Source organism: Mesorhizobium norvegicum, from assembly GCF_004919685.1.
Classification (GTDB): domain Bacteria; phylum Pseudomonadota; class Alphaproteobacteria; order Rhizobiales; family Rhizobiaceae; genus Mesorhizobium; species Mesorhizobium norvegicum.
In genome coordinates this window covers 138,414-161,901 of record NZ_SMYZ01000054.1, presented here as the reverse complement: position 1 = coordinate 161,901, position 23,488 = coordinate 138,414, and the positions used below count along the sequence as shown (strand labels likewise).

General features: G+C 63.2%; 19 protein-coding genes. 16 read left to right on the top strand and 3 right to left on the bottom strand.

Annotated features, from left to right (window positions below):
* Window positions 1-46 precede the first annotated feature (46 nt).
* Genes FCU66_RS22845 through FCU66_RS22835 form a run of 3 tightly spaced genes read left to right on the top strand, consistent with a single transcriptional unit; the run spans window position 47 to window position 4,503 of the window.
* Window positions 47-1,081 carry an ABC transporter permease gene (locus FCU66_RS22845; protein ID WP_136618136.1) on the top strand — a complete coding sequence of 345 codons (1,035 nt, stop codon included), beginning with the start codon at window positions 47-49 and terminating at the stop codon, window positions 1,079-1,081.
* 12 nt (window positions 1,082-1,093) lie between these two features.
* Entirely contained in the window at window positions 1,094-2,251 is a 1,158-nt protein-coding gene (locus tag FCU66_RS22840; protein ID WP_136618137.1) for an ABC transporter permease, read from the top strand.
* A 47-nt stretch (window positions 2,252-2,298) separates the two neighbouring features.
* Window positions 2,299-4,503 (top strand): dipeptide ABC transporter ATP-binding protein, encoded by a 2,205-nt coding sequence (locus tag FCU66_RS22835; protein WP_136618138.1) that lies wholly within the window; start codon window positions 2,299-2,301, stop codon window positions 4,501-4,503.
* Between the two features lie 34 nt (window positions 4,504-4,537).
* Here FCU66_RS22835 and FCU66_RS22830 read toward each other — a convergent pair whose 3' ends face one another.
* Window positions 4,538-5,128 (bottom strand): transglycosylase SLT domain-containing protein, encoded by a 591-nt coding sequence (locus FCU66_RS22830; RefSeq protein WP_136618139.1) that lies wholly within the window; start codon window positions 5,126-5,128, stop codon window positions 4,538-4,540.
* A gap of 217 nt (window positions 5,129-5,345) precedes the next feature.
* Here FCU66_RS22830 and FCU66_RS22825 point away from each other — a divergent pair, with 217 nt between their 5' ends.
* Together FCU66_RS22825 and FCU66_RS22820 are read left to right on the top strand one after the other, a co-directional pair.
* On the top strand, window positions 5,346-6,884 hold the full coding sequence (locus FCU66_RS22825) for a trimethylamine methyltransferase family protein (protein WP_168991886.1): 1,539 nt from the start codon (window positions 5,346-5,348) through the stop codon (window positions 6,882-6,884).
* 231 nt (window positions 6,885-7,115) lie between these two features.
* Window positions 7,116-9,542, top strand: coding sequence for a GcvT family protein (locus FCU66_RS22820; RefSeq protein ID WP_136618141.1), 2,427 nt, complete (start codon window positions 7,116-7,118; stop codon window positions 9,540-9,542).
* Window positions 9,543-9,655: 113 nt separating this feature from the next.
* On the opposite strand, the gene FCU66_RS22815 is transcribed toward FCU66_RS22820, so the two are convergent.
* Window positions 9,656-10,048: a DoxX family protein gene (locus FCU66_RS22815; RefSeq protein ID WP_136618142.1), complete on the bottom strand. Its 393-nt coding sequence runs from the start codon at window positions 10,046-10,048 to the stop codon at window positions 9,656-9,658.
* Window positions 10,049-10,253: 205 nt separating this feature from the next.
* Between FCU66_RS22815 and FCU66_RS22810 the strand changes: the two genes are divergently transcribed.
* The gene (locus FCU66_RS22810; protein ID WP_136618143.1) at window positions 10,254-10,742 is read left to right on the top strand and encodes a hypothetical protein; all 489 of its coding nucleotides are present in this window, start codon (window positions 10,254-10,256) and stop codon (window positions 10,740-10,742) included.
* An 83-nt stretch (window positions 10,743-10,825) separates the two neighbouring features.
* Here the strand turns inward: FCU66_RS22810 and FCU66_RS22805 are convergent, their stop codons facing one another.
* Window positions 10,826-11,602: a VOC family protein gene (locus FCU66_RS22805; protein WP_136618144.1), complete on the bottom strand. Its 777-nt coding sequence runs from the start codon at window positions 11,600-11,602 to the stop codon at window positions 10,826-10,828.
* A gap of 171 nt (window positions 11,603-11,773) precedes the next feature.
* Between FCU66_RS22805 and FCU66_RS22800 the strand changes: the two genes are divergently transcribed.
* From FCU66_RS22800 to otsB, 10 genes are all read left to right on the top strand, one after another.
* Window positions 11,774-12,511, top strand: coding sequence for a gamma-glutamylcyclotransferase (locus FCU66_RS22800; RefSeq protein WP_136618145.1), 738 nt, complete (start codon window positions 11,774-11,776; stop codon window positions 12,509-12,511).
* A gap of 120 nt (window positions 12,512-12,631) precedes the next feature.
* On the top strand, window positions 12,632-13,987 hold the full coding sequence (locus FCU66_RS22795; RefSeq protein WP_136618146.1) for an NAD(P)-dependent oxidoreductase: 1,356 nt from the start codon (window positions 12,632-12,634) through the stop codon (window positions 13,985-13,987).
* Between the two features lie 5 nt (window positions 13,988-13,992).
* On the top strand, window positions 13,993-14,835 hold the full coding sequence (locus FCU66_RS22790) for a class I SAM-dependent methyltransferase (RefSeq protein WP_136618147.1): 843 nt from the start codon (window positions 13,993-13,995) through the stop codon (window positions 14,833-14,835).
* Window positions 14,836-14,847: 12 nt separating this feature from the next.
* On the top strand, window positions 14,848-16,161 hold the full coding sequence (gene preA / locus FCU66_RS22785) for an NAD-dependent dihydropyrimidine dehydrogenase subunit PreA (RefSeq protein ID WP_136618148.1): 1,314 nt from the start codon (window positions 14,848-14,850) through the stop codon (window positions 16,159-16,161).
* Between the two features lie 108 nt (window positions 16,162-16,269).
* Window positions 16,270-16,788, top strand: coding sequence for an RrF2 family transcriptional regulator (locus FCU66_RS22780; RefSeq protein ID WP_136618149.1), 519 nt, complete (start codon window positions 16,270-16,272; stop codon window positions 16,786-16,788).
* A gap of 12 nt (window positions 16,789-16,800) precedes the next feature.
* Window positions 16,801-17,259, top strand: a complete 459-nt coding sequence (locus tag FCU66_RS22775) for a carboxymuconolactone decarboxylase family protein (protein WP_136618150.1) — start codon at window positions 16,801-16,803, stop codon at window positions 17,257-17,259.
* Window positions 17,260-17,404: 145 nt separating this feature from the next.
* On the top strand, window positions 17,405-18,466 hold the full coding sequence (locus FCU66_RS22770) for a glycosyltransferase family 4 protein (RefSeq protein WP_136618151.1): 1,062 nt from the start codon (window positions 17,405-17,407) through the stop codon (window positions 18,464-18,466).
* Between the two features lie 50 nt (window positions 18,467-18,516).
* On the top strand, window positions 18,517-20,679 hold the full coding sequence (locus FCU66_RS22765; RefSeq protein WP_136618152.1) for an amylo-alpha-1,6-glucosidase: 2,163 nt from the start codon (window positions 18,517-18,519) through the stop codon (window positions 20,677-20,679).
* A 146-nt stretch (window positions 20,680-20,825) separates the two neighbouring features.
* Window positions 20,826-22,604, top strand: a complete 1,779-nt coding sequence (locus FCU66_RS22760; protein WP_136618153.1) for an alpha,alpha-trehalose-phosphate synthase (UDP-forming) — start codon at window positions 20,826-20,828, stop codon at window positions 22,602-22,604.
* A complete protein-coding gene (gene otsB / locus FCU66_RS22755) occupies window positions 22,601-23,362 on the top strand; it encodes a trehalose-phosphatase (RefSeq protein ID WP_136618154.1) in 762 nt (253 codons plus the stop codon). Before FCU66_RS22760 ends, otsB begins: the two co-directional genes overlap by 4 nt.
* Window positions 23,363-23,488: the final 126 nt, after the last annotated feature.

Genomic DNA, 23,488 nt, shown 5'->3' with positions numbered 1-23,488 from the left:
GCTTTCATAGCCGGCTCAAACCCCAACCCACCGGCAGGGGGCCGCCATGCTTTCCTTCGTTATCAGGCGTCTTGGCACCATGGCATTGACGATGCTGTGCCTGACCATGGTCGTCTTCTTCCTGATCAACCTTGAGCCCAATCTGAAGAAGCTGGCGATCAGCCAGACCGAAATGCATACGTCGGCCGAGCAGCTGGAGAGCTGGCTGGTCAACCATGGCTACCGGCAGAACTTCTTCGTGCGCTATGGCCAATGGCTGGGCGTCGTGCCCAAGCAGCCGGTGACCGACCCGGCGACCGGCAAGCCGGCGCAGCGTTTCTCCTTCTGCAACGATCCGCTCGTGCCGACCTTCGCCGGCGTTTTCGAAGGCGATTTCGGCTGCTCGACCAAGTTCAAGGCAACCGTCGCCTCAAAACTGTTTCCCGCGCTCGGTGCCACCGGCATCCTGATGTTCTGGGTACTGGCGGTGATGGTGCCGATCTCGCTGCTGATCGGGATTCTCGCCGGCATGCGAGAGGGCTCGCGAACCGACCGTGTGCTGTCAGTGGCCTCAATCGCGTCGACGGCGACGCCTGAATATGTGTCGGGCGTCATCTTCACTGTCATCTTCGCCTCATGGCTTGGCTGGCTGAACGGCTCGGCGGCTTCGGCCAGCCAGGGCATCACCTTCTACAATTTCACGCTGCCGGTGATGACGTTGGCGATCTACGGCATCGGCTATATCGCCCGCATGACGCGTGCTTCGATGGTTGAGGTGATGACGCAGCAATATATCCGCACCGCTCGATTGAAGGGTCTCTCCTTTGGCAGCGTGGTGGTCAAACATGCGTTGCGCAACGCGCTGATCGCGCCCTTCACCGTCATCATGCTGCAGTTTCCCTGGCTGCTCACCGGCGTCGTCATCGTCGAGGTGATGTTCCGCTACCAGGGCTTCGGCTACACGCTGGTCGAGGCGGCCGGCAACAACGACATCGACCTTCTGCTCGGCTGCTCGCTGGTCTCGGTGTTCATCGTCTTGATCACGCAGCTCATTTCCGATGTCGGCTACGCGTTTCTCAATCCGCGTATCAGAGTTCAGTAGGGGGCGAAGCGGATGCCGGTTCAATATATCAGTGGCTTCACCGTCGTTCTCGAAGTGCTGTCGCGCTTCTGGCCGGTCTGGATCGCGCTCCTCATCGTCATGGGTACGAGCTTCGCCTACAAGAAGAAGCTGGCGCTCTACGGCCAGCTCTTCGACAGCGGCGTCGGCATCGTCGGCGTCGGCATCTGCCTGTTCTGGTTGTTCACGGCAATCTTCGCCGCGACCATCTCGCCCTTCGATCCGCTGGCCCAGGTCCCCATCATGAAGGACGTGCTGCCGGGCGCCATCGAACCGCAATCGGGGCTGACCTATCTGTTCGGCGGCGACAAGCTGGCGCGCGACGTGTTTTCGCGCATGGTCTATGGCAGCCAGATCGTGCTGATCATCGCGCCTGCGGCAACCGGCTTCGCGCTGATGGTGGGCATCACGCTCGGCCTGCCAGCCGGCTATTACGGCGGCAAGATCGACACCGTGCTGTCGTTCCTCGCAAACCTCGTGCTCGCCTTCCCGGTGATCCTGCTGTTCTACCTGCTGGTGACGCCTGGCATCATGGACACGCCGATCCCCTATGGCATGGCCGGCGTGTTCTTCCTGTTTCCGATCATCTTCTTCAGCGTGCTGTTCTGGACGCGCTACAAGAACCGGCCTGACCGGCTTTATATCCTGCTTGGCATCACCCTGATCCTCGGCGGCTGGATCTATGCCGGCCTGGTCTTCGACGCCGATCCGCTGAAGATCGTGCACATCGATCCCAACCAGCTCAACATCTTCGTGGCGGTGGTGTTCGCGTCCAGCCCCGGCGTGTTCCGCATCGTGCGCGGCCTGGTGATGGACATCAAGACACGCGACTATGTGGCGGCGGCGCAGACGCGCGGTGAATCGCCCTGGTACATCATGCTGTGGGAAATCCTGCCCAATGCGCGCGGGCCGCTGATCGTCGATGCCTGCCTGCGTATCGGCTACACCACGATCCTGCTCGGCACGCTCGGCTATTTCGGCCTTGGCCTGGCGCCGGAAAGCCCGGACTGGGGCACCGCGATCAAGGACGCCAGCCGCCTGCTGCGTTCCTTCATCCATCCGGCGCTGCCGCCGACGATTGCGCTGATGTCGTTCGTGCTGGGCTTGAACCTACTCGCCGACTCGCTGCGCGAACAATCGATGAAAGATTGATTGACGGGCTTCGGCCCGCATCTGGTAAAATTGGATTGGAGCGACCCATGAACGAGGCAGTTCGAAATCCCGCCAAGCCGACCAACGGGCCGATCATCGAGATCGAGAACCTGTCGATCTCCTTCTTCACCCGCAAGGGCGAGATACCGGCCGTCATGGACTTTTCCTGCACCGTCATGCCGGGCGAGGCGATGGGCATCGTCGGCGAATCCGGCTGCGGCAAGTCGACCGTGTCGCTCGGCATCATGCGCGACCTCTCCAACATCGGGAAGATCGTCGGCGGCAAGATCAAGTTCCAGGGTAAGGACATGGGCGAGCTCTCCGACGAGGAGCTGCGCGCCATCCGCGGCAACAAGATCGCGATGATCTACCAGGAGCCGATGGCGAGCCTCAATCCGGCGATGAAGGTCGGTCAGCAGCTGATGGAAGTGCCGCTGATCCACGACAAGGTGTCGAAGGAAGAGGCCTATAAGCGCGCGCTCGACATGGTGCGCTCGGTCAAGCTGCCCGATCCCGAGCGCATGATGCGCTCCTATCCGCACCAACTCTCCGGTGGCCAGCAGCAGCGCATCGTCATTGCCATGGCGCTGCTGTCGAAGCCGGCGCTGCTTTTGCTCGACGAGCCGACGACTGCGCTCGACGTGACGGTGGAAGCGGGCATCGTCGACCTGGTCAAGGGGCTCGGCGAGAAGTTCGGCACATCGATGATCTTCGTGTCGCACAATCTCGGCCTGATCCTGGAAACCTGCGACCGCATCACGGTGATGTATTCGGGCGAAGCGGTCGAGACCGGCAAGATCAAGGACGTGTTCGACCGGATGCGCCATCCCTATACGCAAGGGCTGTTCCGCTCGATCCCGCTGCCTGGCGCCGACAAGAATTCAAGGCCGCTGATCTCCATCCCCGGACAATTGCCGCTGCCGCATGAGCGGCCCAAGGGCTGCAATTTCGGCCCGCGCTGCCACCATTTCGTCGAGGGCGTCTGCAACGCCGCCGAAATCCCGATGATCGAGGTCGCGGGGCACGAAGGCCATTTCTCGCGCTGCGTGCGTTTCAACGAGATCGACTGGGAAGCGCTGCCGCCCGGCGCCAAGAAGGTCAATGAGCGCGTCGTGCCCGGTGCGCCGGTGCTCAAGATCGAGGATCTGAGAAAATACTACAAGGTCGGCGGCAGCGAAGTCTTCGGCTCGAGCGAAGGCCGCGTCGTCAAGGCCAACGAGACGATATCGTTCATGGCGCGCGAATCCGAGACCGTTGCCATCGTCGGCGAATCCGGCTGCGGAAAGTCGACGCTGGCCAAGGTGCTGCTCGGACTGGAGACGGCAAGTGCCGGCACGGTGACGCTGGGCAACAAGGAAATCCAGTCGACCGGCATCGAGAAGCGCAGCGTCGAGACCGTATCGTCGATCCAGATGGTGTTCCAGAATCCGTTCGACACGCTCAATCCCAGCCATTCGGTCGGTTCGCAGATCATCCGCACGCTGGAGAAGTTCAATGTCGGCAAGACGGTTGCCGATCGCCGCAAGCGCATGCTGGAACTGCTCGACCTGGTGAAGCTGCCCAGGGCATTCGAGACCCGCAAGCCGCGCCAGCTTTCGGGTGGCCAGAAGCAGCGCATCGGCGTGGCGCGCGCCTTTGCCGGCGATGCCAAGGTGGTGGTGGCCGACGAGCCGGTGTCGGCACTCGACGTGTCGGTGCAGGCGGCGGTGACCGAGCTGCTGATGGACATCCAGCGCAAGAACAAGACGACGATGCTGTTCATCAGCCACGATCTGTCCGTCGTACGCTACATCGCCGACCGCGTCGTCGTCATGTATCTCGGCTACATCGTCGAGCAAGGCACGACCGACCAGATCTTCGCGCCGCCCTATCACCCCTATACCGAGGCGCTGCTGTCGGCGATCCCGATCGCCGACACCAGCGTGGTCAAGCGGCACATCGTGCTGGAAGGCGACATCCCGTCGGCGATGAACCCGCCTTCGGGCTGTCCGTTCCAGACCCGCTGCGGCTACAAGAAGCTGGTGCCGGACAATCTGTGCGAGACCAAGGTGCCGCCGGTCAAGCATCTCGGCGACGGCCATATGAGCCTGTGCTGGCTCGCCGACGACGTGCTGGCCAAGATGGAGCCGGTGATCAAGTTCGACAAGGAACACGCGGCGCATGAGGGCGTACCGGAAGACGCGTCGCATGTGACGGATACAGGCCCAACTGCCACCCCGCCCAAGCGCCCGCGCGGCAAAAAGCCGAGCTGACGGACGGAAGGTCGAGATCAGTGATGCGGAGCGTTCAGTTGCCGCACTCGCTCAGTTGCTGCGCATAGTCCCGCGCCATCTTGTCGGTGGCCCGGGCATAGCCCTGGACGCCGGCATCGCCGCGGTTGCCGCGGCCATAGGCGGTCCAGCCGAGATAGTAGGCGAGGTAGAGATTGTAGGTGTCGTTGCGGGCGACGCCGTACGTGTCTGATGTCTTGGAATGATACCAGCCGACGAAATCGACCGCGTCGGCGAATTTCGTCCGCCGCGCCGCCCAGTTGCCGGTCTCGCGCTGATATTGCGACCAGGTGCCGTCCAGCGCCTGCGAGAAGCCGGTGGCCGACGAGACGTGCTTCCACGGGATGAAGCCGAGCAGCTTGGTGCGCGGCGGCCGGGCATTGCTCTTGAAGCCGGATTCCTTGCGCACCGTCGCCATCAGCACGGGAACGGGGATGCCGTATTTCTGCTGGGTGCGCTCGGCCGCCGACTGCCAGTTGTCGAACCAGCCGTCATTCTGGTCGAAGACGGCGCAGACATTGTTGATGTGATTGGGCGGCGTGGCGCAGGCCGAAAGCGCCAGCAGCACGCAAACCGCACCAATTTTACTAAAACTCGAACTACGCATTGGCAGAGCAATAGGCCGAAATCATAAAGGGAATCTTGCAGCGTCCGTTAACGCTTCGCCGGAGCGGTCGCTTGAGGAAATTCCGTATCAGCAATGCGACATATCTCGTCGCTTTTTCTAAATGGATATTGCGGAAATGCCGCCGTGGCTAAAATCACGCCCGCAAACGGCGTATTTCTGACAGCTTGCCCGGTTTGCCGGGGCTTTGATGCCAGGCATGAACGAACCAAGACGCAAACGCGGCGCCGAGCGCACCAGCAACAGGGGGCCGTCGGCCATCCCGCAATTGCCGCTCAGGCGGGTGACAAATCCCTATCCGCCGATGGCCATGCTGTCGCCCGACCAGATCGAGCAGATCCACCAGGCGTCGATGCACATATTGGAGAATTTCGGCATCGAGGTGATGAGCCCGCGCGCGCTGTCGCTGTTCGAGAAAGCCGGCGCCAGGGTCGATCATGCCTCGGCGAATGTCCGCATCGATCGCGGCTTGGTCACTGACGCGCTGAAGACCACGCAGTCCAGCTATGTGTTGACGCCGCGCAATCCGGCTAACGCCGTTCATCTCGGCGGCAACACCATCAATTTCACGCTCGTTGCCGGGCCGCCCAATGTGCACGACATGGAGCGCGGCCGCCGTGCCGGCAATCTGCGCGATTACTCTGATCTGACCCGGCTGGCGCAGCATTTCAACTGCATCCACATGCTCGGCAACCAGGTCTGCGCGCCGGTGGAGCTGCCGGCAAACTCCCGCCATCTCGACACCTACTTCACCAATCTGACGCTGACCGACAAGAGTTTCCATGTCTCGGCGATCGGCCGGGGCAGGGCGCTGGACGGCATCGAGATGATGGCGATTGCGCGAGGCTTGAGCCTAGACCAGATGCGCGACGACCCCGGCATCACCACCATCATCTCGGTCAACTCGCCGCGCCGCTTCGACGAGATGATGGCCGAGGGGCTGATGACCATGGCCGAATTCGGCCAGTCGGTGGCAGTGACGCCGTTCACGCTGATGGGGGCGATGAGCCCGGTGACGCTGGCCGGGGCGCTGGCGCAGCAGAATGCCGAGGCGCTGTTCGGCGTCGTGCTGACGCAGCTTGTCCGTCCGGGCGCGCCGGTCATGTATGGCGCCTTCACCTCCAATGTCGACATGAAGTCTGGCGCGCCGGCCTTCGGCACACCTGAGAATACCAAGGCCAATATTGCGTCGGGGCAACTGGCGCGGCGCTACAGGCTTCCGTACCGCACGACGCCGGGCTCGGCTTCCAACGCCGCCGATGCGCAAGGCGCCTATGAGACGCTGATGGCGCTGTGGGGCGCGGTGCTCGGCCACGGCAATCTCGTCTACCACGCCGCCGGCTGGCAGGAGGGCGGGCTGACGGCGTCGTTCGAAAAACTCATCATCGACGTCGAGATGATCCAGCACATGATGGAGTTCTTGCGCCCGATCGAGGTCAACGAGGCCGAGCTTGCCGTCGAGGCGCTGGGCGCGGTGCCGACCGGCGGCCATTTCTTCGGCGAACCGCACACGCTGGAGCGCTACGCCACCGCCTTCTACCAGCCGATGCTGTCCAACTGGCAGAATTACGAGGCCTGGCAGGAGGCCGGCGGGCTCGACGCTACGGCGCGGGCGACGCGGCTGTGGAAGAAGGCGCTGGAAGACTATGTCGAGCCGGTGATGGATATCGCCGTGCGCGAGGCGCTGGAGGCTTACATGGCCAGGCGCAAGGAAGCGATCGGGCAGGGCGAGCCGTGATGGTTTTGGAAGGTCGGCGCTGCCCCTCACCCATACCCTCTCCCCGTGAAGAACGGGGAGAGGGGGACGCCAGCGTCGGAGCTTCTCCCTTCTCCCCGTCACTATACGGGGAGAAGGTGCCGGCAGGCGGATGAGGGGCAGCGCCGATCTTCGACCTTAAGACTGTGAATCAAAATCCTCCGGCACCGATTCATATCACCCATCCAACTCACTGATATCAGAGAAAAATCCATGAAATCGCATGCAAAGGTCGTGGTCATTGGCGGCGGTGTCGTCGGGTGCTCCGTGCTGTTCCATCTTGCCCGCCATGGTTGGACCGATGTTGTCCTGCTGGAGCGCGACGAACTGACATCCGGCTCGACCTGGCACGCGGCCGGCGGCATGCACACGATCAACGGTGACCCCAACGTCGCCAAGCTGCAGAAATACACGATCAACCTCTATAAGGAGATCGAGGAGCTTTCCGGCCAGGCGACCGGCGTGCATCTGACCGGCGGTGTGCTGCTGGCGGCGACCGAGGCACGGCTGGACTGGCTGCGCGGCGTCGTTGCCAAGGGCCGCTATCTCGGCATCGAGCTCGAGGAGATCTCGCCCAACGAAGCGGCCGAACTGATGCCGCTGCTCGATCCCAAGCAGTTCGTCGGCGCTGTCAGGAACAAGGAGGACGGCCATCTCGATCCGTCCGGCGTCACCCACGCCTATGCGAAGGCGGCGCGCAAACTTGGCGCCGAGGTCGAACGCTTCACCAAGGTCGAGGACATCGTGCGGCGACCCGACGGGCTGTGGCGGGTCATCACCAACAAGGGCGAGGTGGTGGCCGAGCATGTCGTCAATGCCGGCGGCCTGTGGGCGCGCGAAGTCGGCCGCATGGTCGGCCTCGAACTGCCGGTGCTGGCGATGGAGCACATGTACCTGATCACCGAGGATATGCCGGAGGTCGCGGCCTGGAACGCCAAGACCGGCACCGAGATCATCCACGCGGTCGATTTCGACGGCGAGCTCTATCTGCGCCAGGAGCGCGGCGGCATGCTGATGGGCACCTATGAGAAGGCCAACAAGCCGTGGTCCGAATTCTCCACGCCATGGAATTTCGGCCACGAATTGCTGGCGCCCGACATCGACCGCATCGCGCCGTCGCTGGAGGTCGGCTTCCGGCATTTCCCAGCCTTCCAGAACACCGGCATCAAGCAGATCATCAACGGACCCTTCACCTTCGCGCCGGACGGCAACCCGCTGGTCGGGCCGGTGCGCGGGCTGCCGGGCTTCTGGGTCGCCTGCGGTGTCATGGCTGGTTTTTCGCAAGGCGGCGGTGTCGGCCTGGCTTTGTCGAACTGGATGATCGAGGGCGATCCGGGCGCCGACATCTGGGCGATGGATGTGGCGCGCTATGGCGACTGGGCGACGATGGCCTACACCAACGCCAAGGTGCGAGAGAACTATTCCAGGCGGTTCTCGATCCGCTTCCCCAATGAGGAGCTGCCGGTCGGGCGGCCGCTGAAGACGACGCCGGTCTATGACTTGCTGTCGGCCAAGGGCGCGCAATGGGGCGTCGCCTATGGGCTGGAGGTGCCGCTCTGGTATGCGCCGGAGGGCGTCAAGGACGAGTTCTCGTGGCGCCGCTCGAGCGACTTCACCCAGGTTGCCAAGGAGGTCGCGACCGTTCGCGACGGTGTCGGCCTGTCCGAGATTTCGAGCTTCGCCAAATACAAGGTGACTGGTGAGGGGGCGGCCGCCTGGCTCGACCGAATGCTTGCCTGCAAGCTGCCGAAGCCCGGCCGCATGACGCTGGCGCCAATGCTGAAGGAAGACGGCAGACTGATCGGTGACTTCACGCTGGCCAATCTGGGGAAAGATGGCTGGTTCCTCGCCGGCTCCGGCGTTGCCGAGCAATACCACATGCGCTGGTTCGAGAAGCACCTGCCTGACGACGGCTCGGTGCGCATCGAGGCGCTGGGCGCGAAGCTCACCGGCCTGTCGATCGCCGGGCCGAAGGCGCGCGATGTGCTGGCAAAGGCCACACGCTCGGATGTCTCCAATACGGCATTTCCATTCATGGCCATTGGCAAGATGGATATCGGCATGGCGCCGTGCCTGGTCGGCCGTGTCAGCTACACCGGCGATCTCGGCTATGAGATGTGGGTAGCGCCGGAGTATCAGCGCGCCGCCTTCCAGGCCCTGATGGCCGCGGGCGAAGAATTCGGCATCGGCCTGTTCGGCTCGCGCGCGCTCAACGCGCTGCGGCTGGAGAAGAACTACGGTTCATGGGCGCGCGAATACCGGCCGATCTACGGGCCTCTGGAAGCCGGGCTCGACCGCTTCGTCGCCTATGGCAAGGACGCCGATTTCATCGGCAAGGCCGCGGCGCTCGCCGAGCGCAAGCAGGGCGGCAAGTTGCGCCTGCGTGCCTTCATCGTCGAGGCCGACGATGCCGATGTCATCGGCGACGAGCCGATCTGGTTCGACGGCGCGGTGCGCGGCTGGGTCACTTCGGGCGGCTATGCGCATCATTCGAAGAAATCCGTCGCCGTCGGCTATGTGCCGAAGGAGATCGCCGATGAGAGCGATGGCTTCGAGATCGAGCTGCTGGGCAAACGCCATGCGGCGCGCATGCAGGCGGCGCCGCTGTTCGATGCCAATTTCGAAAGGATGCGCGCCTGAAGCGCTTCGGCTTCGCCGATGCGCTTCAGATTCCTGTTTTGTGCATGTCGTTGTCCCAAAACCGCTGGACACTTTTGGGCGACATGCATTAGGCACGCATCCTCTTTCTGGAGTCAGGCGCTGCGGCGGTTGTCCAGCGCGAAGGCGCCGGCGCCGGCAAACACCAGATAAAGGAAGATGAAGCAAAACGAGATTGCCGAATCGCCGCCGTTGTTGACCGGGAAGAAGTCGCGCGGCATATGCGCCATGAAATAGGCGATCGCCATTTCGCCGGCCAGAAGGAACGCGACCGGCCGGGTGAACAGGCCCAGAGCCAGCAGGATGCCGCCGGCGAATTCGAGGATGCCGGAGGTGAGTGACAGCCCGCTCAAGGCACCGGCATGGTCGCTGACCGGGAAATTGAACAGTTTCTGGCTGCCATGCTCGATAAACTGCAGCGCCGTCATGATGCGCAACACGCCCAGAGCCTGCGGCTGATACTTGGCGAGGCTTTCGAAAAGCTTCATCTAAAACTCCATTTTGGCGTCCCGGACCGGCCATAGATTATCGCCCGGAAATGGACCATTCACTTCCCATGGCCTGCCATCAACAATCGGTGATTGGAAATGTTCCCCAGCCTGGTCTTTCATATTATTCTCGTTAGGGTTGCATTATTAATGCTAAGGTTGTATTGATGTGCAGATATTTCAAACCAGGTGGGTTCCCTGTGCCATGAAGAAAGTCGTCATCACCCTATTCGCAATCCTTGCAGCCACCAGCTTCGCCATGGCCGAGGAGGCAGGCTGCGAGGCCTTCAAGTGGCCGGTGACGCGGGAGCAGGCCCTGTTTGCCGCAGCGCCCGCAACACCGTCCGGAACGACGCTGGCAGTGGGCGCTGCCGCGGATCTGGCACTGGTGCCGGTCGAGAAAGCCGGCTTCACCGTACAGCCCGAACGTGCCCCAGCCTCGGACACGTTTGGCGCCGTCGCCAGCGTGGAGGTACCGGCCGAGGGGGCCATTCAGATAAGCCTCTCGGGGGAGGCCTGGATCGATGTCATCCAGGATGGCCACGCCGTGAAATCGGCGGGCTATAGCGGCGTGAAAACCTGCCCCGGCATCCGCAAGAGCGTGCGCTTCAAACTCGCGGCCGGCCCGGCTACCGTCCAGTTCAGCGGTGCGAAAAAGGCGGATCTGAAGGTCGCAGTGCTGGCGCCGGAATAGGTCGGCGCCAAGCAGAGGAATACGGCCCTTCATCGGTGGTACGATGAAAGGCCGGCGCTTTGTACCAGCCGTGTCTATCGCCGTCAGCGGACCGGCGCCATCAAGGCGAAGTGTGCGCCTTGCGGGTCCTGGCACTGCACGATCCAGCTGCCGCCGGGGACCTCCATCGGCCCCATCAGGATCTTGCCGCCATTGTCGGTCACCCGTTTGGCCGCCGCGTCGATGGTCGGAACGTTGAAATAGAATTGCCACACCGGGACCGGAATCTGCTGTGGCTTGTTCATGATGCCGCCGCCGGATTCGGGGCCGGCCGTGAAGGTCTGGTAGGTGCCCATCGGGCCCATGTCGAAATCGCCGGCATCGACCCAACCGAATTGGTTGGAATAGAAATCGAACGCGGCCTTCCAGTCACTCGTGTAAAGCTCGTGCCAGCCGATATGGCCTGGCGTGCTGGCCGGCACGACAGGCTGGTCGGGGCCGTTCGGCTGCAGGAACATGAAGGTCGCGCCCTGCGGATCGGCAACGACGGCAAAGCGGCCGACGCCTGGAATGTCGTCGGGCTGGCGGTGAACGGCGCCGCCCGCTTTCTCCAGCGATGCGGTCGAGGCATCGACTTCACTTGTCTTGATGTAGCCGAGCCAGGCGGGCGGCATGCGCATCTTGGCGGCATCCTCCGGTATCGTCATCAGGCCGCCGACGCCACGCTCGCCGACATTCATTACGACATAGCGTGGCATGCCGGGCGCCACGTCGAAAGGCTGCGCCGTCCAGCCGACCACCTTGGGGTAGAACGCCTCGGCGGCGTCGAGATCTGATGTCATCAATTCGTACCAGAAGAAGGGCATCGGGGATTTTGGCATTTTCGGTCTCCTCACCTTTCATGCATCGATCGTCGTGCGATCCATCCTAGGACGATCTTCACGACGGAAATCCGACACCGCCCGGACGATAATGGTCGAACCGCGGTAAGCGTTCCCGGTTGCGCGCCCGGCGGTTTTCGATTTCTCTGCGGTCATGAGGGGTTGTCGTTCATGCGCTTGATGTCGCTCACGCCCGAGCTTGTCGCACTGTGCCATCGGGAGGAGGCCGATCCCGGTCCGGATCCGAGCTGGACCGAGTTGAACGACGCGGATTTCCGGCCCCTTGCCTTGCGGCTGTCTGAGGAAGCCGACGAGGGGCCGCTATGGGTGTTCGCCTACGGATCGCTGATCTGGAAGCCGGAATTCGAGTCGGTCGAGCAACAGCTCGCCACTGCCTTTGGCTGGCACCGCTCCTTCTGCCTCGACATGGTGCGTTGGCGCGGCAGCGCCGCGCAGCCGGGGTTGATGATGGCGCTCGAACGGGGCGGACGCTGCAACGGGGTGATCTATCGCTTGCCGGACGGCGAAAAACCGGCGCAGATCGAAAGGCTGCTGCGGCGCGAGATCAGCGACCACGAAAGCATCGACACGGTCAGGTGGCTGCCGGTGCATACGGCGCAAGGCGCACTGCGGGCGCTTGGCTTCTGGGTCGGCGTGAAGGGCAGGGGAACGTCGCTGAATCAGCCGCTGGACAAGGTGGCGAACGTGCTGGCCAGAGCCTGCGGGCATATCGGATCCGGCGCCGAATATCTCTACAACACGGTCAGCCACCTCGAAGCGTTCGGCATCCACGACCGCAACCTGTGGCGGTTGCAGCAACTGGTCGCGGATGAGGTCAGGGCTATCCATGGCCACGGACTTGAGCCCGGCCATACGCTCCCGCTGCAAACGCAACCGCAGTCGCCATAACATGAGTAAAAAAATCATGTTATTGTCGAGCCTTTTCAGGAGCTTGCGCCGAAAATTGACCAATTGATAAAAAAATAAAACGTGCTAGCCTTCCCCTAAACAAAACATGGGGAACTGACGATGCCAGAAGGCCAATTCAGGGAAGGCATTGCAGGCGGCAGGCTCTCGGCCGACCAGTATGCGGACAATTTTTCCGACCTGCACCCGCCGCTCGATCACCACGAGGCGCTGGTCGAATCCGACCGCTGCTATTTCTGCTATGATGCGCCGTGCATGAATGCATGCCCGACCTCGATCGACATTCCACTGTTCATCCGCCAGATCTCGACCGGCAATCCGATCGGTTCGGCCAAGACCATCTTCGATCAGAACATCCTGGGCGGCATGTGCGCTCGCGTCTGCCCGACCGAGACGCTGTGCGAGGAGGTTTGCGTGCGTGAGGTGGCGGAAGGCAAGCCGGTGCAGATCGGCCGCCTGCAGCGCTTCGCCACCGATGTCGCGATGGGCGAGAACAAGCAATTTTATCCGCGCGCCGAGCCGACCGGGAAGACGGTCGCCGTGGTCGGCGCCGGTCCGGCCGGCCTTGCCGCCGCGCACCGGCTCGCCCGCCATGGCCATGACGTGACCATCCTGGAAGCGCGCCCGAAGGCCGGCGGCCTCAACGAATACGGCATTGCCGCCTACAAGAGCGTCGACAATTTCGCTCAGGCCGAAGTCGATTACGTGACCGCGATCGGCGGCATCGACATCCAGAACGGCAAGGCGCTTGGCCGCGACTATCAGCTGTCCGACCTGATCCGCAACTACGATGCGGTATTTCTCGGCATGGGGCTCGGCGGCGTCAATGCGTTGCGCGCCGATGGCGAGGACGCCGACGGCGTCATCAATGCGGTCGAGTTCATTGCCGAGCTGCGCCAGGCCAGTGACCTTTCCGGCCTGCCGGTGGGCCGCCGCGTCGTCGTCATCGGCGGCGGCATGACCGCGATCGATGCCGCCGTGCAGTCGAAACTGCTTGGCGCCGAGGAGGTGACGATCTGCTACCGGCGCGGCCAGGAGCACATGAACGCTTCCGGGTTCGAACAGGATTTGGCGGCCGCCAACGGCGTCACCATCCGCCACTGGCTGCAGCCGAAGCGGGTGATCGCCGACGGCGGCAAAGTCAGCGCCATCGAGCTCGAATACACCGCCATGAACGGCGACAAGCTTGCCGGCACCGGCGAGACGCTGACGCTCACCGCCGACCAGGTGTTCAAGGCCATCGGCCAGAGCTTTGTGCCGGCCGCACTCAACGGCAGCGGCGCCTCCATCGACCTCGAAGCCGGCCGCATCAAGGTCGACGCCGAAGGACGCACCTCGCTGGCGAAAGTCTGGGCCGGCGGCGACTGCATCTTCGGCGGCGACGACCTGACCGTCTCTGCTGTGGCGCAAGGCCGCGACGCGGCGGAGAGCATCAACAGGAGTCTGACGCAGGGATAGGGATCATGGCCACGGTGGAACCGGGCATCGCCCGTCACTACGACATATCGGGTCTTGAGCAGCGGATCCTTGCCGCGCTCGCCGATACGGGCGTGGAAATTGCCCATCTGCGCGCCGGCGATCTCGAAGCGGTCGATGAATTCCATATTGGCGGTGTCGCCGCCACCAAGGCACTCATCGATCAGATGAGGTTGAAGCCAGGGGCCGAGCTTCTCGATATCGGATCCGGTGTCGGTGGTCCGGCCCGCTTTGTCGCCAACAGCGCCGGAGCAGACGTTACCGGCATCGACCTGACGCAGAGCTATGTCGATATCGCGACCAGCCTGTCGAAGCGAACTGGATTGGCCGGCAAGACGCGCTTCGTGCAAGGCAGCGCGCTGGACATGCCATTCAAGGATGCCAGCTTCGATGCGGCTGTCATCCTGCATGTCGGCATGAACCTTCCCGACAAGGCGAAGCTGATGAGCGAGACCGCTCGTGTGCTCAAGCCTGGCGGCGTTTTTGCCGTCTATGATGTGATGAGGCTGAAGGCCGGCGCGCTGACCTATCCGCTGCCATGGGCAACTGATGAAACCATGTCCTTCGTCGCCACGCCGGACGACTATCGCTCGGCGGCAACCAATGCGGGGTTCTCGGTGACCGCTGAGCGGCCACGCGGCGCCTTTGCCATCGAGTTCTTCGCGACAATACGTGCTCGAATGGCCGCCGCGCAGGCGGAAGGCAGGAAGCCGCCGCCCGGCGTCGGCCTCGTCATGGGCGAGAACGCCCGCACCAAGATCGCCAACCTCACCGCCGCGCTTGAAGGCGGCATTCTCGCACCCGTCGAATTGATCCTTCGTCTCGGCTGAAAGGGACCTGTCATGGCAGACATCCGCAACAATTTCGTCGGCATCAAATCGCCCAATCCGTTCTGGCTGGCCTCGGCGCCGCCGACCGACAAGGCCTATAACGTCATCCGCGCCTTCAAGGCCGGCTGGGGCGGCGTTGTGTGGAAGACGCTGGGCGAGGAAGGCCCGCCGGTCGTCAACGTCAACGGCCCGCGCTACGGCGCGATCTGGGGCGCCGACCGCCGCCTGCTCGGCCTCAACAACATCGAGCTGATCACCGACCGCGACCTGCAGGTCAATCTGCGCGAGATCAAGCAGGTCAAGAAGGACTGGCCCGACCGCGCCATCGTCGTCTCGCTGATGGTGCCTTGCGTCGAGGAAGCCTGGAAGGCGATCCTGCCGGTGGTCGAGGAGACGGAGGCCGACGGCATCGAGCTCAATTTCGGCTGCCCGCACGGCATGTCGGAACGCGGCATGGGTGCCGCCGTCGGCCAGGTGCCGGAATACATCGAAATGGTGGTGCGCTGGTGCAAGCAGAACACCCGCATGCCTGTCATCACCAAACTGACGCCCAACATCACCGATGTGCGCAAGCCCGCGCGCGCAGCGCACGCCGGCGGCACCGACGCGGTGTCGCTGATCAACACCATCAATTCGATCACCGGCGTCGATCTCGACAGCTTCGCGCCGCAGCCGACCATCGACGGCAAGGGCTCGCATGGCGGCTATTGCGGCCCGGCGGTGAAGCCGATCGCCATGAACATGGTGGCCGAGATCGCGCGCGATCCCGAAACCCACGGCCTGCCGATCTCCGGCATCGGCGGCATCACCACCTGGCGGGACGCTGCCGAATTCATGGCGCTCGGCGCCGGCAATGTGCAGGTGTGCACGGCGGCAATGACCTACGGCTTCAAGATCGTGCAGGAGATGATCGCGGGTCTCGAAAACTGGATGGACGAAAAGGGCCATGCCTCGCTGGACGACATTGTCGGCCGCGCGACGCCCAATGTCACCGACTGGCAATATCTCAACCTCAACTACGTCGCCAAGGCGCGTATCGACCAGGACGCCTGCATCAAATGCGGCCGCTGCCACATCGCCTGCGAGGACACTTCGCACCAGGCGATCACCGCAATGGTCGACGGCGTCAGGCACTTCGAAGTGATCGAAGCCGAATGCGTCGGCTGCAATCTGTGCGTCAATGTCTGCCCGGTCGAGAACTGCATCACCATGGAACCGCTGGCCGTCGGCGTGATGGACCAGCGCACCGGCAAGCCGGTGTCGCCGATCTACGCCAACTGGACGACGCACCCGAACAATCCAATGGCCAAGGTGGCTGCGGAGTAGGGGAATCTCGACGAAAAAAGCGGCGCCTTCGGGCGCCGTTTTTCATTTTCCTATTGCAGATAAAAATTATCCACGATAAAAGATATCCATGAATTGGAGATCAACACGATGAAGCTGGGCGAGGGCGTTGAGGCAGCCATCCACTGCGCCGCCATGCTGGCCGGCGTCGAGGGCAACAGCACCCTGGCGGGCGCTGCCATGGCGGAGGCCTTCGGCCTGTCACCGAGCTATCTGCTCAAGCATCTCAACATGCTGAGCGCGGCGCACATTCTGGAATCGGTCTCGGGACCGGCCGGCGGCTACCGGTTGGCGCGACCGGCCGAGCGGATTTCGCTGCTCGATATCGTGCTGGCGGTCGACGGGCGCGAGCCGGCTTTCCGCTGTGGCGAAATCCGCCGCAACGGTCCGGTCAAGCTCGACGCCTCTGCCTATGTCAAACCCTGCGGCATCAACGCCGCGATGCTGAAGGCCGAGCGGGCCTACCGCGCCGCACTCGCCGAGGCAAAGCTGTCGGACATCGTGGCCACCTACGCGGCAGAAGGCGACCCCAGATCGCTTGCCGCGAGCTGTGCCTTTGTCGAGCGCCATCAGCGGCCGCAGAAATCCAGTTCAACCAAGCAAGCGTAGAGGACATCAAAGATGAAACAGAGGTTGCAGTTTTTCGCCAAGGCGCCGGAGATCATGAAGGCGGTGTCGGCACTCAACAAGGCGGTGGACGAATGCGGGCTCGAGGAAAGCCTGCTGCACCTGATCAAATTGCGGGCGTCGCAGATCAACGGCTGCTCGTTCTGCGTCGAGATGCACAGCCGCGAGGCGAGGCGCGACGGCGAGACTGAGCAGCGGCTCTATCTGGTTTCGGCCTGGAAGGAATCGCCGCTGTTTTCCGAGCGCGAACGCGCCGCCCTTGCCTGGACAGAGGCCGTCACCCTGATCGCCAACAACGGCGTATCGGACGAACTCTATGCAAGGACGCTCGAGCATTTCTCGGAAGAGGAGTTGGTCAAGCTGTCCGTTGCGCTTGGCATGATCAACACCTGGAACCGGCTGTGCATCCCGTTCCAGGCCATTCATCCGATGCCGGCAGCCAAGGCTGCCTGATGCTGACGCTCACCGCGCAGTCTGTTTGACGCGTGGCTCCATGTCGACTGCGGCTGTGTGGCGCCGCCAGCATCCATCATTAAATCGGAACCAATCGAGCCTTTGACGCATTTCGCACCTGTATGCCGAGCATCCAGGATGAAATATGAAAATCGCCCATGTCGCGCCGCTTTATGAATCGGTGCCGCCCAGACTCTATGGCGGCACCGAGCGTATCGTCTCGTATCTAACCGAAGCGCTGGTCGATCTGGGCCATGAGGTGACGCTGTTTGCCAGTGGCGACAGCCAGACCTCCGCAAAGCTGGTGGCCGGCCGGGAATGCGCCCTTCGCCTCGATCCGCGTCCGCTCAAATCCGAGATCGCGGCGCATCTTTCGATGCTTGCGCAGGTGCGGGAACAGGCGTCGGAGTTTGACGTCATCCACTTCCACCTCAGCCACTTCCTGCACTTTTCCTTCTTCGAGGACATAGCGGAGCGGACGGTGACGACGCCGCATGGCCGGTTGGACTATGTCGACCTGGCGCCCGCCTATGAGCGTTTCCCGCGTTTTCCCCTGATTTCCATTTCGCGCAGCCAGAAGGCAGGCCTCGCCAAGGCCAACTGGTTGGCGACGATCCACCACGGATTGCCGACCGACATCTACGAGCCGAGTTTCGAGACGTCGTTGGAAGAACCGTATCTTGCCTTCCTCGGCCGATTTTCACGCGACAAGCGCCCCGACCGTGCCATCGAGATCGCGATGCGTTCAGGACTCAAGCTGAAGCTTGCGGCAAAGATCGGCGACGACGATCGCGCCTATTTCCATGAGCTGGTCGAGCCGTTGATCGACGGCGATCGCATCGTCTATGTCGGCGAGATCGAGGAGGACCAGAAGGCGGAATTTCTCGGCAAGGCGGCCGGCCTGCTGTTCCCGATCGACTGGCCGGAGCCGTTCGGCCTTGTCGCCATCGAGGCAATGGCCTGCGGCACGCCGGTCATCGCCTGGAATCGCGGCGCGCTGCCCGAGATCATCGATCAGGGTGTGACCGGCTTTGTCGCGGATTCGGTGGATGGCGCGGTTGCCGCGGTGCCTGATTTGCTGAAGCTCGACAGGCGAAAGGTGAGGGCCGTTTTTGAAAAGCGGTTTTCCGCCAGAAGAATGGCCGGCGACTATTTGGCCGCCTATGCGCGCCTTATCGGTGTCCCAAGCGAGGCGAAGGCGTCGTGAGCGGCGACGTGCCCCAGCGACAGGACCGCAACAACAGGGGGTTGTGACGAATGGCTCAACTCGACGAGCGCCAGCTCGATCCCGCCGTAGCGCTTGCATCGCTCGACGCAACCGCGCCTCGCGAGCCCCACCGTCTGTTTGCACTGAAGCAGGGCGACTGTTTTGTGGTTGCCGATGCCTATGGCGACATCCGCGGCGCCGGCGACGGTTTCTTCCGCGACGACACACGCGTGCTCTCCGAATTCCGGCTGACCGTCGGCGGCCGGCAGACATCGTTGCTTGGCGCCTCGCTCAGCCAGGACAATGTGCTGTTCACCACCAACCTGACCAATCTGCCGATGCAAAGTGCCGCCGGTCGCGACATTCCGCAGGGTGCGATTCATGTCGAACGCGTCAGGCTGCTGTGGCAGGACAGGCTGTTCGAACGCATCACCCTGTCCAACTACAGCCGGGAAACCTCGACAATCGGCGTTTCCCTGCACTTTGCCGCCGATTTCCGCGATATGTTTGAAGTGCGTGGCTCGACACGGCCGCGGCGCGGCATGGCGCATGTGGCCGAGATGGATGCGACATCCGTGCTGCTGCGCTACGACGGCTTGGACGGGCTGGCGCGCGCATCGGCGATATCGTTCTCGCAGGCACCCGACCAACTGACGGCCGACCGTGCCGATTTCCTGCTCGCCGTGACCAAGCGCAGCAGCATGGTGCTCTATGTCGAGGTCGGTCCCGAGTTGACGGATGCGCCCGATCGCGATCGTTTCCGCGCCGCTGCCGCCCGGGCACGCTTCGGCATGCGGGCCAAGCGCCGCCATGGCGCGACGGTGCACAGTTCCGGTCGCGTCTTCAACGACTGGGTCGAGCGCGCCCGCGCCGATGTCGCGCTGCTGACCACCGAGCTTGCGACCGGACCCTATCCCTATGCAGGTATCCCCTGGTTCTCGACGGCGTTCGGCCGTGACGGCGTCATCTCGGCGCTGCAGATGCTGTGGCTCAATCCAGGCCTGGCGCGGGGCGTGCTAGCCTTCCTGGCCCAGCATCAGGCGACGGAGACGTCGCCGTTTAGCGATTCGCAGCCGGGCAAGATCATGCACGAGACGCGCAAGGGCGAGATGGCGGCGCTGCGGGAGCTTCCTTTCGGCCGCTACTATGGCGGCGTCGACACGACGCCGCTCTACATTCATCTCGCCTGTGCCTATGCCGATCGTACCGGCGACATGGCGTTCATCGACAGCCTGTGGCCGTCGCTGTGCGCCGCGGCCGAATGGACGGAGGAGGCGGGCCGCGAGACCGGCTTCGTGACCTATCAGCGGGCCGCCGAGTCCGGCCTCGCCAACCAGGGATGGAAGGACAGTTTCGATTCCGTCTTTCATGCCGACGGCCGCATCCCCAAGGGCCCGATCGCGCTGGTCGAAGTGCAAGGTTATGTCTTTGCCGCCTTCCGGGGGCTGGCTAAGCTTGCCCGCCGCCGTGGCGAGGACGAGAAAGCCGATCACTGGGAGGACCGCGCCGAGGCTATGCGGGTCGCGGTGGAACGCGATTTCTGGCTCGACGATCTCGGCTTCTACGCCCTGGCGATCGACGGTGAAGGCGAACCTTGCAAGGTGCGGACCTCGAATGCGGGCCATCTCCTCCTTGTCGGATTGCCTGAGCCGGGGCGGGCGCAGATGGTCGCCGACCAGCTTCTTTCCGCCTCCTTCCACTCCGGCTGGGGGTTGAGGACGCTTGCCGACGATGCCGTGTTCTTCAACCCGATGTCGTACCACAATGGCTCGATCTGGCCGCATGACACCGCCATGTGCGGTGCCGGCCTGGCGCGCTATGGCGAGCGTGACAGCGTGGTCCGCCTGATGAGCGGCACGTTCGAATCCGCGGTCCATTTCAACATGCGGTTGCCCGAACTGTTCTGCGGTTTTACCCGCGCGCCTGGCGAAGCACCGATCGCCTATCCCGTCGCCTGCCTGCCGCAAGCGTGGTCGGCGGGCTCCGCCTTCATGCTGATGCAGGCCTGCCTTGGCCTGGAGATCGACGGCTGGGATGGCGAAATCCGCGTCACCCGCCCCAGGCTGCCGATCGGCATCGACACGCTCACGCTTCGCCACCTGGGCGTCGGCGACCGAGTGGTCGATCTCACCTTCCAGCGCGTCGGCGACCGGGTCGTCGCTTTCCTCGCCGATCGCCATGAAGGGCTGGTGCCGCTCATCGTCAGAACATGATCCGAACAAAATTGGGCGGAACCGATCCCGGCTTTGTGCGTTGCAAAAATACAGGGCCGGACGGCGACCATTTCGCCGCGGACAGTTTCAAATCGGAAACACGAACAAAACGGCCGCCGAACGGCCGGAGGTGAGTTGGCATTCCCATGACAAATTACGGTGCGGACCTGCTCTGGGTTCTGATCCTCGCGAGCCTCGGTTTTTCCGCTTTTGCCGTTTTCTTCTCCCTATCGCGGCAGCGCCGCAGTCACCCTCCTGCGGTCGCGCACACAGCGGGCGAAGACGTGGCCGCGGAAGCGGCGCGCAAGGTGATACGGGAGTTCGAGAAGAACGGCCAATCGGCCGATGCGGCGCTGGTGACGTGGTCGCCGGAGACATTGCGCAAGATCCTCGCCGACGATCTGCCCGATGCCCAGGTCATCGTGGTGTCCAACCGCGAACCCTATATCCACAACATCAGGGATGATGGCGTCGAATTGCTGGTGCCGGCCAGCGGACTGGTGTCGGCGCTCGAGCCGATCACCCGCGCCTGTGGCGGCACCTGGATCGCTTATGGCGGCGGAACGGCCGACCGTCTCATGGTCGACGACAACGACCGGGTACAGGTTCCGCCCGGCAATCCGTCCTACACGCTGCGCCGGGTCTGGCTGACGGAGGAAGAGCATCAGGGCTACTATCTCGGCTTCGCCAATGAGGGCCTGTGGCCGCTTTGCCACATAGCCTTCACCCGGCCGATTTTTCGCGCCTCGGACTGGGAGGCCTATGAAGCCGTCAACCGGAAGTTCGCCGACACGGTGGTTGCCGAAGCGCACAACGAGCGGCCGATCGTGCTGGTCCAGGACTACCACTTCGCGCTGCTGCCGCGCATGATCCGCGAGCGCCTGCCGGAGGCGATCGTCATCACCTTCTGGCACATCCCATGGCCGAACTCGGAGGTGTACAGCATCTGCCCGTGGCGTGAGCGCATCCTGGAGGGGCTGCTCGGCAGCTCGATCATCGGCTTCCACACCCAGTTCCACGCCAACAATTTCACCGAAAGCGTCGATCGCTTCCTGGAAAGCCGCATCGAGCGGGCCGATGCGGCCATCTCCTATGGCGGGCAGACGACGCTGGTGCACGCCTATCCCATCTCGATCGAATGGCCGGCGGACTTGCTGGCAAAATTGCCTGATGTCGATGACTGCCGGACCAGCCTGCGCGACCGGTTTGGACTGAAAGCGGATGTGAAGCTGGCCGTGGGCGTCGAGCGTCTCGATTACACCAAGGGCATTCTGGATCGGTTTCTGGCGCTGGACGAATTGTTCAAGCGATACCCCGAATGGATCGGAAAACTGGTTTTCCTGCAGATCGCGGCCCCAAGCCGCGGCACGCTCCCGGCCTACAAGCTGCTCCACGACGAATGCCACCGCTATGCCGAGGAGCTCAACCAACGCTATGGCAGCGAGGGCTACAGACCGGTGATCATGGTGGCCGAACATCACACGCAGGAACAGGTCTATGAGATCTATCGCGCCGCCGACATATGCATGGTCACCAGCCTGCATGACGGCATGAACCTGGTCGCAAAGGAATTCGTCGCGGCGCGCGACGATGAACAGGGCGTCTTGATGCTCAGCACGTTCGCCGGTGCCTCGCGCGAATTGCTGGAGGCGCTGATCGTCAACCCCTACGACGCCGCCATGATGAGCGAAGCGCTGCTGCAGGCGCTGACCATGACGCCCGACGAACAGCGCGAGCGCATGCGGCCGATGCGGCAGATGGTCCGCGACAACAATGTCTATCGTTGGGCCGGCAGCATGCTTCTGGACGCGGCGCGCCTGCGCAAGCGCGGTGACCTCGATCGGGTAACCGGTGCTGGCGACCGGCCGCCCGGCATCGACAATGTCGTGTCTATGTTCGAACGCAAACGGGTGGCAATGCTATGAGCGAGACCCTGCAAAAGATGATCAGCGAGAGCCTGCAAAAGCCGCCGGCCTTGCTGACCGGCGAATGGGCGTTGTTCCTCGACATTGACGGCACCCTGCTGGAACATGCGGAACACCCGGACGCCGTCTCGGTCAGCGACGAGCTTCGCTCCTTGCTGCAAGGGCTGGATCGCAAGTTGAACGGGGCATTGGCCTTCATCACAGGCCGCTCCGTTGCCGCAGCGGACCAGCTGTTTCAGCCTTTGAAGCTGCGCGCAGCCGGGCTCTATGGTCTGGAACACAGGCTGTTGCCGGGCGACGACGTCCAGATCGCGGGAGAGCCGGCGGATATTGCGGCGCTTGCCGACGAGATCCAGGCCGAGCTCGGTCGCGGGGCCTATATCGAGCGCAAAGGACGGGTGCTGGCCATCCACACGCGCGCTGCCCCACATCTGCTTCCCCGCGCGACGCAGCTCGTCGAGCAAGCCCTGGCCAGCCTGCCAAAGGGCTACCGGGTGGTTCCCGGCAATGCCGGTGTGGAACTGCTGCCGCTCGAGGCTGCCAAGGGCGCCGCGATCCGGCGTTTCATGGACATTGCGCCGTTCACAGGTCGCCGCCCGGTCTTCCTGGGCGACGACACGTCGGACGAAAATGGCTTCGAAGCCGTCAATGATGCCGGCGGCCTATCGATACGGGTCAAACCACCGGCACATACCACCGCGCAATACGGGCTTGCCGGCGTTGCCGAAACGCTCGCCTGGTTGAGAGGTCAACTTTAGGTCCGGCCGAGGCGCGCACCGCGATCGCGTATCTTGGAGAAGGGTTTCGGCAAAGGAAAGGAACTTTCGATGGGACGCTTTGCACAATTGGTTCGAGAGATCACGCCGGGTTGGCTTCACGCTCGC